This is a genomic window from Ruegeria sp. CDSA241 (assembly GCF_059611265.1).
The window spans coordinates 62844-79930 of record NZ_JBXWPF010000020.1; the positions used below are offsets into that span (position 1 = coordinate 62844).

Sequence of the window (17087 nt, forward strand, 5' to 3'; positions counted from 1 at the left end):
CAGATGCCTGACGTCACCATCGTATACTGGCGCGACATTCCCGCCCAAGTCATCGTCGGCAAGGGCCGCCGGGGCGCAAAACGGCAGTTGGAAGAACGGTTCGAGCAAGCCATTGACCGCGCCGCCATGAAGGTGAACGCCAAGGACAGCGATGCCTATCTGGCCGAATGGCGCAAGGCCGCGCCTTTCGCGGTTGAGGGCGATCCGTCCGAAATTGCCGAACAGCAGGCTGTGCGTTTGGAAACGGAATATGATCAGGACCGTATCAAGGCTCTGATCGCCAATGACGGTTGGGCATGAGCTCGAAATCTATATGGGAGGCCGCTATGGCTTTGCTGAACTTCAAGAAACGTGATGCCGCCGAAAACGGTCCGGTAAATCCAACCGTCGAAGCCTTCCTGCAGGGCTATTCGATTGAGGTGATGCCGCGCACCGCCGAGAAGGTCGAGGATTTTCGCGCTTTGTTGCCTGAAGGCACACGCGTCTATATTGCCCATATCGAAGGCACTCCGATCGAAGACATGGTCAAGACCGCCAAGCGCATCGCGGCGGACGGCTATCCTGTTATGCCGCATTTCCCGGCGCGGATCATTAAAGACACGGCGACGCTGGAAAACTGGATTTCTATGTACCAGGGTGAAGCAGGTGTGGATCAGGCGCTGTTGCTGGCCGGTGGTGTCGCGAATCCTCATGGTGATTTCGACAGCTCGATGCAGCTGCTGGAAACTGGTTTGTTCGACAAGGCCGGGTTCAAGCGTCTGCACGTCGCGGGCCACCCTGAAGGCAACAAGGACATCGACCCTGACGGATCGACCAAGAATGTTGACGATGCGCTGCGTTGGAAACAGAAGTTCTCTGAGACCACGGATGCCGAAATGGCGCTGGCCACTCAGTTCGCCTTTGACGCCAAACCGATCATCGCCTGGGCCGACAGCCTGAAAGAGGCGGGGATCGACATTCCGGTTCATATCGGCATCGCCGGTCCGGCAAAACTGCAAACACTGATCAAATTCGCCATCGCCTGCGGCGTTGGTCCATCGCTGAAGGTTCTGCAAAAGCGCGCTATGGACGTGTCCAAGCTGCTGCTGCCTTATGAGCCCACGGATGTGATCACCGAATTGGCCAACCACAAAGCAGCCAACCCTGATTTCAATATCACAAACGTACATTTCTTCCCGCTTGGTGGCATCAAGACAAACGCCAACTGGGCCATCAACAACGGCGGCGCTTCGGCAAAGCCTGTAACCTCCTAAGGATCGGACATGACCCGTACAGTCGTAGAATCAAAAACAAAAACCGCCGTCCTGGGCTTTGACGAACCGTTCTGCGTGATCGGTGAGCGGATTAACCCGACAGGCCGCAAGAAACTGGCGGCGGAACTGGAAGCAGGCGATTTTTCGACCGTTGAAAAGGACGCCCTCGCGCAGGTTGCCGCTGGCGCGACCGTTCTGGATATCAACGCGGGCGTTGTCTACAACTCGAACCCCAACCCGAACGAGACCGAGCCGCCGCTGATGCGCAAGATCGTTGAAATGGTGCAGGGGCTGGTCGAAGTGCCGCTGTGCATCGATTCATCGGTTCCGGGAGCTCTGGAAGCGGGTCTTGAGGCGGCAGAGGGCCGTCCTCTGTTGAATTCGGTCACAGGCGAAGAAGATCGTCTGGAGCTGGTTCTGCCGCTGGTCAAAAAATACAATGTCCCTGTGGTGGCGATCTCGAACGACGATACAGGTATTTCCGAAGATCCCGATGTTCGCTTCGAAGTTGCAAAGAAGATCGTCCAGCGCGCCGCCGATTTCGGCATCCCGGCGCATGACATCGTCGTTGACCCGCTGGTGATGCCCATCGGCGCGATGGCAACCGCTGGTCAGCAGGTGTTTGCGCTGGTCCGTCGCCTGCGTGAGGAACTGGGCGTGAACACCACTTGCGGGGCTTCCAATGTCTCCTTCGGTCTGCCAAACCGCCATGGTATCAACAACGCCTTCCTGCCGATGGCGATGGGCGCCGGCATGACCTCGGCGATCATGAACCCCGTTGCCTTGCCGGTTGGTCCCAAGAAGCTGGCCGAGAAGAAGGCTGAGGTTGAAGCAAAGGGCATCATCCTGCCGGCGGACATGGATGATGAGACCTTCTGCCAGCTGTTTGGCCTGGGTTCGACCTTGCCGCGCGCCGGTAAAGAGATGGAGGCCATCCGCGCCGCCAACTTGCTGACCAACAACGATCCGCATGGCGGGGCTTGGATCAAATTCAACAAAGCCCCCAGCGAAGCCGGTGCTGAAGGGGCTGGAGGTGGTCGTCGCGGCGGTGGCCGCCGCCGTCGCGCATAAGCGTTATAAAACAACATGCTGGCCGGGTCTTTTGATCCGGCCTTTTTTGTCTTCGCTGTCGCAAATAGCCTGACGGTTTGGATCAAAACCGCTTGAACCTGATCTTGTACCGGTGATATTCAGCTAGCAGTGGCGGGTATGATGTAATGGTAGCCTGTCAGCTTCCCAAGCTGAACGCGCGGGTTCGATTCCCGCTACCCGCTCCATTCAGTTCGATCGACGCGCTTGGTACAGGTTTATCACCGCCGGGATGTGCAGGCCGGTTTCGGATGTGAACTGGGCGAATTCCTGACAGACCTCGTGCTGGATTGCTGCTGCGTCCTGTTCGGTGCCTTCGAAATGCGCGATGGTTCGCGCGGCGGGGCCGACGCGGGTGCACAAAGCGGCTATTTCCTCTGACCCGCCAGCGCCGGGCAGGTTTACGGAGATGGCTTGGGCCTGAATGTCCGACAGCCCCGCCTGTTGCATCATGCCGGTGACGTGATCCAGATCGTGAAACGCCAGCGGACCCGGCGCATAACGATCTACCCGAGGCGGCTGCCCAAGGCGTTTTACCGCAGCAATATGGGGTATTTTGAACCACGGGTTGTCATCCAATGGCCCCCAAGCTGCAAAGGTCATCTGCCCGCCGGGTTTAAGTGCGCGGGCGATATTGGCGAATGCAGCAACCGTATCGTCAAAGAACATCACGCCGAACCGTGAAATCGCGGAGTCCAACTGATTGGCAGGAAACCCGAATATCTGCGCGTCAGCATGTTGGAAGCTGATGTTGCTCAGCCCGTTTTCCGAGGCTCGGGCGCTGGCACGATCAAGAAACGCTTGCGATATATCGGCGGCCAGAACATCGCCATCCGGCCCGACCAATCGCGCGGCTGCAAGAGAGCTTTCGCCAGTGCCACAGCCGATGTCGAGCACATGCATTCCTAGTTTAAGCTGGGCATTCTCCAGCACAAGGTCCAGAACCGAAGCCATCAGTTGATCCAACTGATCCTGATATGTCAGCCATTTGGCCCCGGATTCGGATTTTCCCCAGTATTCTGCCTGTTCCTCATTCACCGACTGCATCGTACCCCTCCGTTGTTGCCGCGACTATGACCTCCGGCGACGGCGGCGGCCAGAGTTTTCCTGATCTCCACCACCGGTGTTGAACGAGGGCGAGGGCAGGGTCGTCACTTTGGCCAATTCCGGGAATGGATCCGTCTTATGGGGGATCGCGTTCGCTGCCACGAAATGATCCTGAAACTTGGGCTCGATGGCGGTTTCAACCTTGGTGATTTCGCGTACGACGCGTTCAATTTCATTCCGCGACCCGATGTTGCAAAGGGCGATCCGGGCGCCCGTACCGGCGGCGTTGCCTGCGCTTGAAACCTTGTTCAAGGGTGCATCCGGGATCATTCCCAGAACCATGGCATGTTTGGTCGAGATATGCGCGCCGAAGGCACCAGCAAGAACAATGCGGTCGACAGTATCCACGTTCATTTCGTCCATCAAAAGCCGCGCGCCTGCATAAAGCGCGGATTTCGCCAGTTGAATCGCGCGAATATCGCCCTGAGTGACTGTGATACGTGGGCCGCCTTCGGCGCTTGCGTCGTGGATCAGATAGGAATGGGTGCGCCCCTCGGGGACGTTGCGTGATGTGCCCGTTTGTTCTGCGGATCCGATCAGGCCGCTTTCATCCAGCAAACCCGCCATACGCATTTCCGCCACCGCTTCAATAATGCCTGATCCACAGATGCCACTGATGCCAGTGGTTGCGATGTCTTGATCAAAACCCTCTTCATCCGACCATTTCTCGGACCCGATGACGCGAAAACGGGGTTCTTTAGTGACAGGATCAATCTCGATCCGCTCAATCGCACCGGGGGCGGCACGCTGACCAGAGCTGATCTGCGCGCCTTCAAAGGCCGGGCCGGTCGGTGAGGAGCACGCCAGAACCCGGCTGGTATTGCCCAGCAAAATCTCAGCATTGGTGCCTACATCTACGATCAGAACCAGATCTTCGGATTTGCCGGGCTCTTCCGACAAGGCAACCGCCGCACAATCCGCACCCACATGACCCGCAATGCAGGGCAGGATGTAGACCTGCGCACGTGGGTTCATGTTGGTCAGATTCATTTCGCGCGCGGGCAAAGACATGCTTTCGGACGTAGCCAAGGCAAAGGGCGCTTGGCCCAGCTCGACCGGATCCAGCCCAAGCAGCAGATGGTGCATGACCGGGTTACAGACGAACACCGTTTCGACAATCAGGTTGGCGTCAATCCCGGCCTCATCCGCGATGGATGTTGTCAGATCGTTTATCGCTTCGCGAACGGCTCGTGTCATCTCTTTGTCGCCGCCCGGGTTCATCATCGAATAGGACACGCGGCTCATCAGGTCTTCGCCAAAGCGGATTTGGGGGTTCATCAGGCCTGAAGATGCCTTGACCTCGCCTGTGTCCAGATCGGTCAGGTGAGCTGCAATCGTGGTAGAGCCGAGGTCGATGGCCAGACCGAAAAGTCCGTTCTCGTGCAATCCAGGCCAGATTTCCACGATCCGTGCGACCTCGTCCTTGTGGCCTTTATGCACCGCAACGGTGACCTCCCACTTACCCTTGCGCAATATAGGCTGCAGTTTGGACAACAAGGAAAGATCAGCGGTTACGGCGTCGACGTTCCATTGCTCGCGCAGCGCGCGTTCCAGACGTTCCAGATCGCCGGTTGGTGAATGCATGTCGGGTTCTTCTACCGCAACAAAATACAGCCGGGTGGCCGGATCCATTGTGATGGTGCGTGCTGTGGCGGCCTTGCGTACGACCTGACGGTGCACCTGGCTTTCTGGTGGCACGTCGATCACCACATCCCCCTGAACCGTGGCCTGACATCCAAGACGGCGGCCGGGTTTCAATCCGCGCTTGTCGTCATAGCGCTGTTCAACCGCGTTCCATTCGCTTAGTGCACCGTCGGCTACGGTCACGCCGTGCTTGGGAAACTCGCCATAGCTTGGCGTGATCTGGCATTTCGAACAAATCCCGCGTCCACCGCAAACGGAATCCAGATCCACACCCAGTTGCCGTGCCGCAGTCAGAACCGGAGTGCCTACGGGAAAGTGCCCGCGTTTGCCCGATGGGGTAAAGACAACAAGAGGGTCGGTGGTCATGATTGGCCTGCCTTTTATATTCGCGCCTATGTCGGGCAAGATATGGTTTTGTACGCAAAGGGAAAGGCCATTCAGCGGCACGTTTTGTGTGCGTTGCGTCGTTTTTTGCCGCAGCGCCGACCAGCAGGTAAAAACTAGTTTATGTCGGGGGCTTTTCCTTAGATGCAATCCATGCAATAGGGTCACCGTCAAACGGGCTTTTGCATGGGGTTAACAGATGCAGATTCGTGAGGCACTCACCTTTGACGACGTTCTTCTGGTTCCGGGCGCATCTTCTGTGCTGCCGGCCACGGCGGATACGACCACGCGCGTGACGCGGGAAATCACCATGAACATCCCACTGCTCAGCTCGGCGATGGACACGGTGACCGAGGCGCGCATGGCCATCGCCATGGCGCAGGCGGGCGGCATCGGCGTGGTTCACAAGAACCTGACGGTGGATGAACAGGCCCGCGAAGTGCGCCGGGTCAAACGGTTTGAATCCGGTATTGTTTACAACCCGGTGACACTGCGGGTGGATCAGACGCTGGCGGACGCCAACGCGTTGGTGCAGCGTTATAACTTCACCGGCTTTCCCGTGGTGGACGAAGAAGGCCGCGTGGTCGGTATTCTGACCAACCGTGATATGCGTTTTGCGACCTCGGATGATACGCCGGTTCACGCGATGATGACCTCGGACAATCTGGCGATGCTTCAGGAACCCGCCGATCTGGAAGAGGCCAAAAGCCTGATGCGCGCGCGTCGGATCGAAAAGCTTCTGGTTGTGGACGGGGCGGGCAAGCTGACGGGTCTGCTGACTTTGAAAGATACCGAACAGGCGGTGCTGAACCCAACGGCCTGCAAGGATCGGCTGGGCCGGTTGCGAGTCGCGGCAGCGACGTCGGTTGGTGACTCTGGATTCGAACGATCCGAACAACTGGTGGATTCCGGTGTCGACATTATCGTTGTAGACACCGCTCATGGGCATTCTCAAGGGGTGCTGGACGCGGTGAAGCGGGTCAAGACCCTGTCGAACGAGGTGCAGATCATTGCCGGTAACGTCGCCACTGGGGACGCAACCAAGGCGCTGATCGACGCAGGCGCGGATGCCATCAAGGTGGGGATAGGGCCGGGTTCGATCTGTACTACGCGGATGGTTGCCGGTGTGGGCGTGCCGCAGCTGACTGCGATCATGGATTGCGCCGCGGCCGCCGGCGATGTGCCGGTTATCGCAGATGGTGGTATCAAATTCTCGGGCGATTTTGCCAAGGCGATTGCTGCGGGTGCGTCCTGTGCCATGGTTGGCTCAATGATCGCCGGAACAGATGAAAGCCCGGGCGAAGTGATCCTGTATCAGGGCCGGTCGTTCAAATCTTATCGCGGCATGGGCAGCCTAGGCGCGATGGCACGTGGCTCTGCGGATCGCTATTTCCAGAAGGATGCCGCCAGCGACAAGCTGGTGCCCGAAGGGATCGAAGGGCAGGTGCCTTACAAGGGCTCGGCCAGCGCGGTTGTGCATCAACTGGTCGGCGGCCTGCGCGCAGCCATGGGCTATACCGGCTGCGCCACGGTCGAAGAGATGCGAAAGAACTGCAACTTCGTCAGAATCACAGGGGCTGGCCTGAAGGAGAGCCATGTGCATGACGTGCAAATCACACGCGAAAGCCCGAATTATCGAGTGATGTAAATTGCCGGAACCTGAACTGCGGCGCCCCGGCGAGGGCGCCGCTTTGCGTTTTTGCCCTGCACCATATCGGAGAATAAAATGACCCCCGCCGCACGTGTTCAGGCCTCCATCGAAATTCTTGATCAGATTCTTTCGGGTGCCCCGGTCGAAAAGGCCCTGACCGGTTGGGCGCGGCGCAGCCGTTTCGCCGGTTCCAAAGACAGGGCTGCTATTCGCGACCATGTGTTTGGTGCTTTGCGGTGCAAAAGGTCATTTGCAGCGGCAGGTGGGACGGAAACCGGTAGGGGGTTGATGATTGGCGCGATGCGCATGCAAGAAGTCGATCTGGATCAGATATTCAATGGCGAAGGGTACGCACCAGCCAGTTTGGAAGAACACGAACAGGCTAAACCATGTGAATCCGACGCCCAGAAATACGACATACCGGAATGGCTTTGGCCAACCTTTCAAGAGTCTTTGGGTGATTTGACCCTTCCAGTGGCCGAGGCATTGCGAGCTCGGGCCCCGGTTCATTTGCGGGTCAATCTGATTAAGTCGAGTGTCGATCAGGCGGTCTCGGTCTTGCTGGCGGACGGCATCCAAGCGAGGCCACATCCCGCTTGTTCGACCGCACTCGAAGTTGTCGAGGGCGAGCGGAAAATCTCAGGAAGCCGCGTCTATACTGATGGGTTGGTCGAACTGCAGGATGCGGCGAGCCAGGCCGTAGTTGAATCATTGGACCTAAACCCCGGAATGCGGGTTCTGGACTATTGTTCCGGTGGTGGCGGCAAAGCCTTGGCCTTGGCCGCGCATCACGGTGTAGATGTTTTCGCGCATGACGTTAATGCGGCGCGAATGCGTGATTTGCCCGCCCGGGCCGAAAGAGCGGGTGCACAGATAACGCTCCTGACCAATGACGAGATCTCTGCGCAGGCACCATTCGACATTGTGCTGACGGATGCCCCCTGTTCAGGCAGCGGATCCTGGCGTCGCGCCCCGGCGGGAAAATGGTCTCTTACACAAGATGGACTGAACCGGCTTACGGAAACGCAGCGGACGATCCTTGATGATGTCGCGCCTTTGGTGGGGCCAGCGGGTGTTCTTGCATATGCAACCTGTTCCATGCTCGAGGTCGAAAACGGTGCAGTGGTCGATGCGTTCGTGGCGGCGCACTCCGAATGGACCGAGAAGTTTCGCAAAACGTGGTATGTATCACACGGTACTGACGGGTTTTTCACGTCACACTTGACGCGGTAGTCGGCGGACAAATAGCAACCTAAAGGAGAATTGCTCACTTTGTTGGTTAAGTGGGCGTTAATCCTTTTGCGTTGGGTTACACCTAGCCCGGCAAGTTGAGTATTTAATGTCCGATACCGCAGATTTCTATTCTGACCCAAAGTTACGAAATACACCAAGTGGTTTGCGTCTAGCACCATTGGTTGCGCTAGGGGTGTTGCTCTCACTGCTGCCGCTGGCAGGAATCATTCCCCAAGCCTGGAATCTCGGCCTTGTGGTGGCAGGTGTGTCTTTGCTTGCTGCATCACTGTTGGTCGTGGTGAGGGCTCTGATTTCCGACGACTCGGTACGTCGTGAGCTTAGGGTTATGGAGGTTTTTGCCGAAGAAGAGCTGTACCCCTGCGCGATTGCCAATGCACAGGGTGATGTTCTGATTTGCAATTCTCATGCCCGGGCTCAGCTCCATGTTTTTCCCGGCAACCGGCTGGATGAAGGTCTAAAGTCTATTTTTGCGAACCCGTCGGCAATTTTGCTGCGCCTACAGTCTTTGGCCGAGATCCATGGCCGTGCAAGAGAAGACGTTGTCACTTTGGAGACAACCGTACCGATTTCTGTTCTCGGTGTTGGGAATAATTTTTTCTTTTGGCGGCTTCATCTGGATGGAACAGGTCAGTGGGATGCTGTGCCTGTGCCCATTTTGACCGAAGGCAGAAACGGAGCATTGCTGCGGATCAACGGGGCGGCGGAACAAATCCTGGGGCAACGACCCGACAACCTTGCACAGGTTCTGACTGGCGCGCAGCCCGAATTGGGTGAGGTTGTGCAGGTACAGACGGCACAGGGGCCAATTCCGGCTACGATGGCCGAACTGTCTCGGTCGGGAACCACGCGCGATCTGCTTGTTCTACCGCTTGATCGTGCACAGGAAAGTGGAATTGGCGCGTCATTTGTGGATCTTCCGGTCCCGGTAATGACCCTTTCTCCCGACGGGAGCATCCTTGAGGCCAACAGACTGGCAACGCGTCTTGTCGGAAACATAGAGCCCGGAGAATCCAATGTTGTGCATATCATGCATGGTCTGGGATATCCGGTTCTGGATTGGCTGACGCAGGCTTCAAATGAGGGCGCCGTTCCACGATCTGAATTCCTGAGGCTGACACGGGAAGACCGCGAGATATTCGTACAGGTCACATTGAAACGTGTGCTGAGCGAGGGAGAAGTCAGACTGATTGCGGTTCTGAATGATGCTACCGAACTCAAGACTTTAGAAGCGCAATTTGTGCAGGGACAAAAAATGCAGGCCGTTGGCCAACTGGCTGGCGGTGTAGCGCATGATTTCAACAATTTGCTAACGGCGATTTCCGGACATTGCGATCTTCTGCTTTTGCGGCACGACCAGAATGACCCTGACTACGGGGATCTCGTACAAATCAATCAGAACGCAAACCGTGCAGCAGCTTTGGTGAGCCAACTGCTGGCCTTTTCGCGCAAACAGACTTTGCAGCCGGAAATCCTGGATCTCAGAGATACGATCTCAGACCTTATTCATCTGCTAAATCGTCTGGTCGGAGAAAAGATTAAGCTGACACTCAGCCACGATCCCGTTCTGAAAGCGGTTCGTGCGGATAAACGCCAGCTAGAGCAGGTGTTGATGAATCTTGTCGTAAATGCCCGCGATGCAATGCCTGAAGGTGGTGAGGTCAGGATCGAAACCGAAGTGGTCGTGCTGACAGAACGCTTCACAAGGGATCGCGCTACGGTACAACCTGGTGAATACGTCACCGTCAAAGTCATTGATAGCGGTACGGGGATTGCCCCCGATAAGCTACAGAAAGTGTTCGAGCCTTTCTTTACAACCAAACGCACGGGTGAGGGGACAGGTTTGGGCCTGTCGACTGTCTACGGAATTGTAAAGCAAACCGGCGGTTTTATTTTTGTCGACAGCATTCAGGGGAGAGGGACCGAGTTTATTGTGTACCTGCCGGTTTCAACCGCCCCCAAAAAAACCGAGGCAGCGCCTGCGCAATCCCCTGAGAATCCAACGGTTCGCCAGGGTGAGGGTGTCGTGCTGCTGGTCGAAGACGAAGCCCCGGTTCGGGCCTTTGCGACCCGCGCACTCAGGTTGAAAGGCTACACTGTGCTCGAGGCCGATTCGGGAGAAGAGGCTCTGAGGCTTCTCGAAGATGGCACATTGAATGTTGACGCATTCGTCACCGATGTGGTCATGCCCGGATTGGATGGTCCGACCTGGGTTCGTATGGCTAAGCAGAACAGGCCAGATGTCCGGGTCATATTCATGTCTGGATACACAGAGGGTGCGTTTGGCGATTCCGTACCAGAGATTTCCGATTCAACTTTCCTGCCCAAACCATTTTCACTAAATCAACTGACCGAAGCTGTTTTTCAGCAGATCAATTAGGGTTTCAAAGTGCCGAGGCGTGGCAATCGAATTCCGCGGAGTGTGTGTTGCGGAACTTGGTCAATGTCTCTGCGCCCAGTGTTAGGTCTCGTGTGGGTGACACGTTTTCGCGTTGCAGCCGGATATCCATATTCAAGCGGTTTTGCAGGAAATCGAGAATTTTGTCCTGGTTTTCATATTTGAAGACATGGGTGGCGCCACGCCCGTTGTTGCGGGTGCGAAAAAATTGGCTTTGACTGCCGACATCGGCGAATTCAGGTCGGGGTGTGCGCATATAGGCCTGGACGAAATCATCAAAGCTCAGGTCATGTGTTGAATGCGGGTGGTCAAGACGCTCTTGGCGGCCGCGAAACCTGTACCAACTGCCCAGCCAATCGACCGGTTCACGAACAACCGCCATGATTTCCATCTCAGTATCGTACATTTTACGGAAAATGTTCTGGAAAAACCGATCATACCGGCGGACAGGTGCGTGTTTCAGATCTGGCGGATCGGTGACAACCAGATCGGCACGGTCCCGCAAAGCCGTATGATAAGCGGTGCTGCCGGTTTTTGGGACAGCCAGAAACGCAAGGCGTTCTTCATAAAAAACAAGCATTTATTCGTCCATCGGCAGTAATTATCTCCAGCTCAGATTGGCGTAAACGACTCTTTAATACAATTACAGAACAGTAAGTAATGTAAGTTTTAGTTGAAATGTTCTCTTTTTGGTCCCATAAGGAACAAGAGGCGAACAAAGCAGCGATTGCCGCCCGTTCAAGGGTGTGACAAAAGGGAAGGCAACAGGACAATGGCGGATCTTCTGACGATGAGCGACAAGAAAAACGCAGATAAGCAAAAGGCGCTCGACAGCGCGCTGGCACAGATCGAACGGCAGTTCGGCAAAGGCTCGATCATGAAGCTGGGCGAGGATTCCAAGCAGGACATCGACGCCAGTTCGACCGGATCGCTGGGTCTGGATATCGCTCTGGGAATCGGCGGCCTGCCGATGGGCCGGATCGTTGAAATCTATGGCCCGGAAAGTTCAGGCAAAACTACGCTGACACTGCACTGCATCGCAGAACAGCAGAAACATGGCGGTGTATGCGCATTTGTCGATGCGGAACATGCCTTGGACCCGCAATATGCGCGCAAACTGGGCGTCGATCTGGACGAGTTGCTGATTTCGCAACCTGACACTGGCGAACAGGCGCTTGAGATTACCGATACGCTGGTCCGTTCGGGCGCGGTGAACATGGTCGTGGTTGACTCGGTCGCGGCGCTGACGCCGAAATCTGAACTCGAAGGCGATATGGGCGACAGCAGCGTTGGTGTGCAGGCCCGGCTGATGAGCCAGGCAATGCGTAAACTGACGGGTTCGATCAGCCGCTCGAACTGTATGGTGATCTTCATCAACCAAATCCGGATGAAAATCGGCGTGATGTTCGGCAGCCCGGAAACCACCACCGGTGGTAACGCCCTGAAATTCTACAGCTCGGTCCGTTTGGATATTCGTCGGATCGGTGCGATCAAGGACCGGGATGAGGTTGTTGGCAACCAGACCCGTGTGAAGGTCGTTAAAAACAAAGTGGCACCGCCCTTCAAGCAAGTTGAATTCGACATCATGTATGGCGAAGGCATCAGTAAAATGGGCGAGCTGCTGGATCTGGGCGTCAAGGCCGGTGTGGTCGAGAAGTCGGGCTCATGGTTCAGCTATGGTGATGAGCGGATCGGGCAGGGGCGTGAGAATGCCAAGCAGTATCTGCGCGACAACAACCGCATCGCGTTTGAGATCGAGGACAAGATTCGCGCGGCACATGGGCTGGAATTCGATGTGCCGCCCGGCGCGGAAGAGGATGATATCCTCGAGGCATAAGTGGTTCGGGAAGAAAGCGATTTTCGCTGCTCTTTCCTAAGAACGAACCATATTCCGAACAAAGCGGTCCGTCGGGGCCGCCTTGTTCCGTTCTGCGACGCTCGCCTGTGGACTATCCCGGGGGAGGCGGATAAACCCTTTTTGAAACAAACTGATCGCGCGCCGAGAGAGCCCTATGTCAACGTTGAACGAAATCCGATCGACCTTTTTGAACTACTTTGCCAAACAGGGGCACGAAGTAGTGGCATCCAGTCCCCTGGTGCCACGCAACGACCCGACATTGATGTTCGTCAACTCGGGTATGGTGCAGTTCAAAAACCTGTTCACCGGGGTCGAAACCCGTGACTATCAGCGCGCGACGACAGCACAGAAATGTGTTCGGGCCGGTGGCAAGCACAACGACTTGGACAATGTCGGCTATACTGCGCGTCACCACACATTCTTTGAGATGTTGGGCAATTTTTCGTTCGGCGATTACTTCAAGCCCGAAGCAATTCCATTCGCATGGGAATTGATCACCAAAGAATTGGGGGTCGATAAAAACCGCCTTCTGACAACGGTTTACCACACCGATGACGAAGCGTTCGAGATGTGGAAGAAGGTGGGCGTTCCCGAAGATCGGATCATCCGTATCGCAACCAGTGACAATTTCTGGCAGATGGGTCCGACCGGCCCGTGCGGTCCCTGCACCGAGATTTTCTACGACCACGGGGATCATATCTGGGGCGGCCCTCCGGGTTCACCTGAGGAAGACGGTGATCGGTTCATCGAGATCTGGAACATCGTTTTCATGCAGAACGAACAGTTCGAAGACGGCTCGATGGTCGAGCTCGACATGCAGTCAATCGACACCGGGATGGGGCTGGAGCGGATTGGTGCCCTGTTGCAAGGAAGCCATGACAATTACGACACCGATCTGTTCAAGACCCTAATCGAGGCCTCGGCGAGTGCCACCAATGTTGATCCTTATGGGGATCAGAACGTACATCACCGCGTGATTGCGGATCACCTGCGGTCGACCTCGTTCCTGATTGCAGACGGGGTAATGCCCAGCAATGACGGGCGCGGCTATGTGCTGCGGCGGATCATGCGTCGTGCGATGCGGCATGCACATCTGTTGGGTGCGAAGGATCCGGTGATGTATCAGCTGGTACCGACATTGGTCCAACTGATGGGTGCCCAGTACACCGAACTTGGTCAGGCTCAGTCGCTGATCGAAGAGACGCTGTTGCTGGAAGAAACCCGCTTTAAGCAAACATTGGATCGCGGCCTGAAGTTGTTGGATGACGAGGTCTCTGACCTGCCAGAGGGTGCGGCACTGTCTGGAGAAGCCGCTTTCAAGCTGTATGATACATATGGTTTTCCGCTTGATCTGACGCAGGATGCACTGCGTGAAAAGGGCCGGACGGTTGATACCGACGGGTTTGATACGGCGATGGCCGAGCAAAAGGCCAAGGCACGCGCTGCCTGGGCTGGATCGGGGGAAGCAGCGGATCAAGCCGTTTGGTTTGACGTTCTGGATATTGCGGGCGCTACGGATTTTCTTGGATACGATACAGAAAAGGCTGAAGGACAGGTCGCGGCAATGGTCGTGGATGGCGCTTTGGTCGACAAGATCGAGACAGGTTGTTCCGGCTGGGTCGTTGTGAACCAAACCCCGTTTTATGGTGAATCCGGTGGTCAGATAGGCGACACCGGCGAAATTCGTCGTCTGGAAGAGCGTGATGATGTCGCGCAGGTCGAGGACACCCGGAAATTTGCGGATGGCAAAATCTATGCGCATCGGGTCAGGGTCGATCACGGTACCTTGTCCAAGGGAGACGCAGTTGAGCTTGAGGTAGACCATGTTCGCCGCACCGCCATCCGGGCCAACCATTCGGCCACACATTTGCTGCACGAAGCATTGCGGGAAACATTGGGTGACCACGTTGCGCAGCGTGGTTCTTTGAATGCGGCTGACCGGCTGCGGTTCGACTTTAGCCACGCGAAGGCGATGAGCCCCGAGGAAATTCGGCAAGTTGAACGCTCGGTCAACGCTTTCATCCGCCAGAACTCGACCGTCGAGACCCGGATCATGACACCGGATGATGCCCGGGAACTGGGTGCGCAGGCCCTTTTCGGTGAGAAATATGGCGACGAAGTTCGCGTGGTTTCGATGGGCAAAGCGCCAACCGGCAAAGGCCAGGATGGTGAGACCTGGTCGATCGAACTGTGTGGTGGAACGCATGTTCGCCAGACTGGTGATATTGGCGCGCTTGTTGTATTGGGGGATAGCGCCAGCAGTGCCGGTGTCCGGCGGATCGAAGCGCTTACCGGTGATGAAGCCCTGGTTTACTTGACCGACCAGGACCAACGTTTGGGGCAGATCGCATCTGAACTGAAAGCGCAACCGGATGACGTTGTATCTCGTGTCAAAGCTCTGTTGGATGAACGTAAATCCCTTCAAAATGAAATTGCGCAGCTGCGCCGCGATCTCGCGATGGCTGGTGGTTCGGGGCAGGGCGGTAGCGCTGAGGCCAAAACGGTAAACGGTATCTCGTTCCTAGCTCAGTCCCTTACTGGCGTATCTGGCAAGGACTTACCCGCGCTGATCGACGAACACAAAAGCCGACTTGGATCGGGTGCTGTGTTGCTGATAGCGGATACGGGCGGCAAAGCAGCCGTCGCGGCCGGTGTCACAGCTGATCTGACGGATGCAATCTCGGCCGTGGATCTGGTTCGGGCGGCGGTTGCTAAACTTGGTGGAAAAGGTGGCGGTGGACGCCCTGACATGGCGCAAGGTGGTGGCAAGGACGCTTCGAATGCTGATGCCGCGATCAAGGCTGCAGAGAATATTCTTGGAGGTTAACAAAATGTCCGCACTTTGGATTGCACATGTCAGTGTTACTGACGCCGAATCCTATGGAAAATATGCCGAGCTCGCCGGGCCAGCGATTGCCAAACACGGTGGTGCGTTTATCGCGCGTGCTGCGCGATACGTGCAGTTGGAAGGCAAAGAACGGCCGCGCAACGTTGTCGCCAAATTCCCCTCATTGGAAGCCGCTGTAGAGTGTTATAATTCGGTGGAATATCAGCAAGCACTGGATCACGCGCGTGGTGCAAGTGAGCGGGAATTGGTGGTCGTAGAGATCACAGATTAGAATCACCCCGTGCGATCAGGGATTTAATACCCCTGTCAGCTTATTCATTGGGCGGTTTTCAGCCAAAAGATGGCCGCCCAATTATGACGTTGCGGCAAGCGTCGACCTGAAGTCCCATAAATTTTTTATTTACAAGTAGTTAGCGGGTCTTGATGTCGGGCCTGCCAAGGGGTTCGTGTTTCGAATGTGGCGAGCAGCGCCAGATTCTTACCCAAAAATGCCATTTTCAATGACGGAATTCCGCCTCTTTTAGTTGCAAGATTTGAGACAGATTGCACAATTAGGCGTGTTTACCGATAGTTTCGGAAAACGGAATATGGTCCTGTTTTGCGGCAATCGCAGGGAAAACACGGATCGAGGGACAGGCATGGCGACCATGGGTACGGAATTTAGGGCCGTTAATGCGCGGATCTGGACTGGTTTTGGTAGAACTTTAGGAATCCTCGCATTGGCGTTGGGGTCCTCGGTTATGGCACCAGATGCGCAAGCGCGGGAAGGCAACTTCATCCGCACAGTCGCATCTTCGCCCCCGCCGTCTGGAGCGCGGCAACTGTGCCGTCAATACTCTTGGGCATGTTCCAGCAAGGCTTCGAATTCAATGTCGAGCCAGCAAGAGATGCAGATCATCAAAAAGGTCAACCGGCAGGTAAACGCAACCACCCGCTCGGTTACTGACCAAGCCCAATATAGAACTCGGGAACGTTGGGCACTGCCGACTTCGCGCGGTGGGGATTGCGAAGACTTTGCTCTGCTGAAGAAAAGGGATCTTATCCGTGCGGGCGTCGATCCGAGCAAACTTTTGATCGCAACTGTTCTGGATACGCAGCGAAATTCTCATGCGGTTTTGGTTTATCGCTCGGCCAGTGGCGATCTGGTTCTGGATAACTTGACCAACCGCATCAAACCCTGGTCGGCGACGCGATATCTGTTTCTGCGGATGCAGGACCCTCGGCGGCCCAGTAAATGGGTCGGGGTCTTCGGCAGAAGCTGAGGAAAGCTAATCTCAGCTGGTTAGAATGAAAAAATGGCGAAGCAGCAGCTTCGCCATTTTCTGTAGTACTAAATTAGCTTACTTAGGGTTGCCCGGATTGTTGGTACCGTTCGGGTTCTGAGATTGGCCGCCTGGATTGGTTCCGTCGCTATGGCCAGAACGGTTGCCCTTGGGTCCACCGTCACCACCTTCGCCACCTTCGCCGCCGTCACCACCTTCGCCGCCGTCGCCACCTTCGCCGCCGTCACCACCTTCGCCGCCGTCGCCACCTTCGCCGCCGTCGCCACCTTCGCCGCCGTCGCCACCTTCGCCGCCGTCGCCACCTTCGCCGCCGTCGCCACC

Annotated in this window: 14 protein-coding genes and 1 tRNA gene; 11 read left to right on the plus strand and 4 right to left on the minus strand. The window is 56.3% G+C overall.

The features are described 5' to 3' along the window. Positions 1-3 precede the first annotated feature (3 nt). The 4 genes from AC2FJV_RS17025 to AC2FJV_RS17040 all read left to right on the plus strand — a co-directional run bounded on the left by AC2FJV_RS17025 (position 4) and on the right by AC2FJV_RS17040 (position 2530). Entirely contained in the window at positions 4-300 is a 297-nt protein-coding gene (locus AC2FJV_RS17025) for a virulence factor (RefSeq protein WP_142633696.1), read from the plus strand. Between the two features lie 26 nt (positions 301-326). Continuing rightward, positions 327-1253 carry a methylenetetrahydrofolate reductase gene (locus AC2FJV_RS17030; RefSeq protein ID WP_281995000.1) on the plus strand — a complete coding sequence of 309 codons (927 nt, stop codon included), beginning with the start codon at positions 327-329 and terminating at the stop codon, positions 1251-1253. A 9-nt stretch (positions 1254-1262) separates the two neighbouring features. Continuing rightward, positions 1263-2324, plus strand: a complete 1062-nt coding sequence (locus AC2FJV_RS17035) for a methyltetrahydrofolate cobalamin methyltransferase (RefSeq protein ID WP_496714136.1) — start codon at positions 1263-1265, stop codon at positions 2322-2324. Between the two features lie 132 nt (positions 2325-2456). Next, a tRNA-Gly gene (locus AC2FJV_RS17040) sits at positions 2457-2530 on the plus strand. Position 2531: 1 nt separating this feature from the next. Here AC2FJV_RS17040 and AC2FJV_RS17045 read toward each other — a convergent pair. Together AC2FJV_RS17045 and AC2FJV_RS17050 are read right to left on the minus strand one after the other, a co-directional pair. Then, a complete protein-coding gene (locus tag AC2FJV_RS17045) occupies positions 2532-3389 on the minus strand; it encodes a class I SAM-dependent methyltransferase (RefSeq protein WP_496714137.1) in 858 nt (285 codons plus the stop codon). 24 nt (positions 3390-3413) lie between these two features. Beyond that, on the minus strand, positions 3414-5459 hold the full coding sequence (locus AC2FJV_RS17050) for an ASKHA domain-containing protein (RefSeq protein ID WP_496714138.1): 2046 nt from the start codon (positions 5457-5459) through the stop codon (positions 3414-3416). 217 nt (positions 5460-5676) lie between these two features. On the opposite strand from AC2FJV_RS17050, the gene guaB reads away from it, so the two are divergent. The 3 genes from guaB to AC2FJV_RS17065 all read left to right on the plus strand — a co-directional run bounded on the left by guaB (position 5677) and on the right by AC2FJV_RS17065 (position 10759). Then, a complete protein-coding gene (gene guaB, locus AC2FJV_RS17055) occupies positions 5677-7125 on the plus strand; it encodes an IMP dehydrogenase (protein WP_496675678.1) in 1449 nt (482 codons plus the stop codon). 78 nt (positions 7126-7203) lie between these two features. Then, positions 7204-8361 carry an RsmB/NOP family class I SAM-dependent RNA methyltransferase gene (locus tag AC2FJV_RS17060; RefSeq protein ID WP_496714139.1) on the plus strand — a complete coding sequence of 386 codons (1158 nt, stop codon included), beginning with the start codon at positions 7204-7206 and terminating at the stop codon, positions 8359-8361. A 106-nt stretch (positions 8362-8467) separates the two neighbouring features. Next, a complete protein-coding gene (locus tag AC2FJV_RS17065; protein WP_496714140.1) occupies positions 8468-10759 on the plus strand; it encodes a hybrid sensor histidine kinase/response regulator in 2292 nt (763 codons plus the stop codon). A gap of 4 nt (positions 10760-10763) precedes the next feature. Here AC2FJV_RS17065 and AC2FJV_RS17070 read toward each other — a convergent pair whose 3' ends face one another. Beyond that, positions 10764-11357, minus strand: a complete 594-nt coding sequence (locus tag AC2FJV_RS17070) for a sulfotransferase family 2 domain-containing protein (RefSeq protein ID WP_281994593.1) — start codon at positions 11355-11357, stop codon at positions 10764-10766. Positions 11358-11549: 192 nt separating this feature from the next. Between AC2FJV_RS17070 and recA the strand changes: the two genes are divergently transcribed. The 4 genes from recA (at position 11550) to AC2FJV_RS17090 (ending at position 16745) form a co-directional block, all read left to right on the plus strand. Continuing rightward, a complete protein-coding gene (gene recA / locus AC2FJV_RS17075; protein WP_142633714.1) occupies positions 11550-12614 on the plus strand; it encodes a recombinase RecA in 1065 nt (354 codons plus the stop codon). Between the two features lie 175 nt (positions 12615-12789). Continuing rightward, positions 12790-15462: an alanine--tRNA ligase gene (gene alaS, locus AC2FJV_RS17080; protein ID WP_496714141.1), complete on the plus strand. Its 2673-nt coding sequence runs from the start codon at positions 12790-12792 to the stop codon at positions 15460-15462. Positions 15463-15466: 4 nt separating this feature from the next. Beyond that, positions 15467-15754 carry a DUF1330 domain-containing protein gene (locus AC2FJV_RS17085; protein WP_142633718.1) on the plus strand — a complete coding sequence of 96 codons (288 nt, stop codon included), beginning with the start codon at positions 15467-15469 and terminating at the stop codon, positions 15752-15754. A gap of 469 nt (positions 15755-16223) precedes the next feature. Next, positions 16224-16745 (plus strand): transglutaminase-like cysteine peptidase, encoded by a 522-nt coding sequence (locus AC2FJV_RS17090; RefSeq protein WP_246097162.1) that lies wholly within the window; start codon positions 16224-16226, stop codon positions 16743-16745. A gap of 78 nt (positions 16746-16823) precedes the next feature. Here the strand turns inward: AC2FJV_RS17090 and AC2FJV_RS17095 are convergent. Beyond that, positions 16824-17087, minus strand: a 264-nt coding sequence (locus AC2FJV_RS17095) for a hypothetical protein (RefSeq protein ID WP_496714142.1), incomplete at its 5' end; no start/stop codon positions are given.

Coding starts and splice junctions, on each gene's coding strand:
- AC2FJV_RS17050 (WP_496714138.1), bottom strand. CDS start 5,459: ATGACCACCGACCCTCTTGTTGTCTTTACCCCATCGGGCAAACGCGGG.
- AC2FJV_RS17025 (WP_142633696.1), top strand. CDS start 4: ATGCCTGACGTCACCATCGTATACTGGCGCGACATTCCCGCCCAAGTC.
- AC2FJV_RS17070 (WP_281994593.1), bottom strand. CDS start 11,357: ATGCTTGTTTTTTATGAAGAACGCCTTGCGTTTCTGGCTGTCCCAAAA.
- AC2FJV_RS17065 (WP_496714140.1), top strand. CDS start 8,468: ATGTCCGATACCGCAGATTTCTATTCTGACCCAAAGTTACGAAATACA.
- AC2FJV_RS17035 (WP_496714136.1), top strand. CDS start 1,263: ATGACCCGTACAGTCGTAGAATCAAAAACAAAAACCGCCGTCCTGGGC.
- recA (WP_142633714.1), top strand. CDS start 11,550: ATGGCGGATCTTCTGACGATGAGCGACAAGAAAAACGCAGATAAGCAA.
- AC2FJV_RS17090 (WP_246097162.1), top strand. CDS start 16,224: ATGGCACCAGATGCGCAAGCGCGGGAAGGCAACTTCATCCGCACAGTC.
- AC2FJV_RS17030 (WP_281995000.1), top strand. CDS start 327: ATGGCTTTGCTGAACTTCAAGAAACGTGATGCCGCCGAAAACGGTCCG.
- alaS (WP_496714141.1), top strand. CDS start 12,790: ATGTCAACGTTGAACGAAATCCGATCGACCTTTTTGAACTACTTTGCC.
- guaB (WP_496675678.1), top strand. CDS start 5,677: ATGCAGATTCGTGAGGCACTCACCTTTGACGACGTTCTTCTGGTTCCG.
- AC2FJV_RS17085 (WP_142633718.1), top strand. CDS start 15,467: ATGTCCGCACTTTGGATTGCACATGTCAGTGTTACTGACGCCGAATCC.
- AC2FJV_RS17045 (WP_496714137.1), bottom strand. CDS start 3,389: ATGCAGTCGGTGAATGAGGAACAGGCAGAATACTGGGGAAAATCCGAA.
- AC2FJV_RS17060 (WP_496714139.1), top strand. CDS start 7,204: ATGACCCCCGCCGCACGTGTTCAGGCCTCCATCGAAATTCTTGATCAG.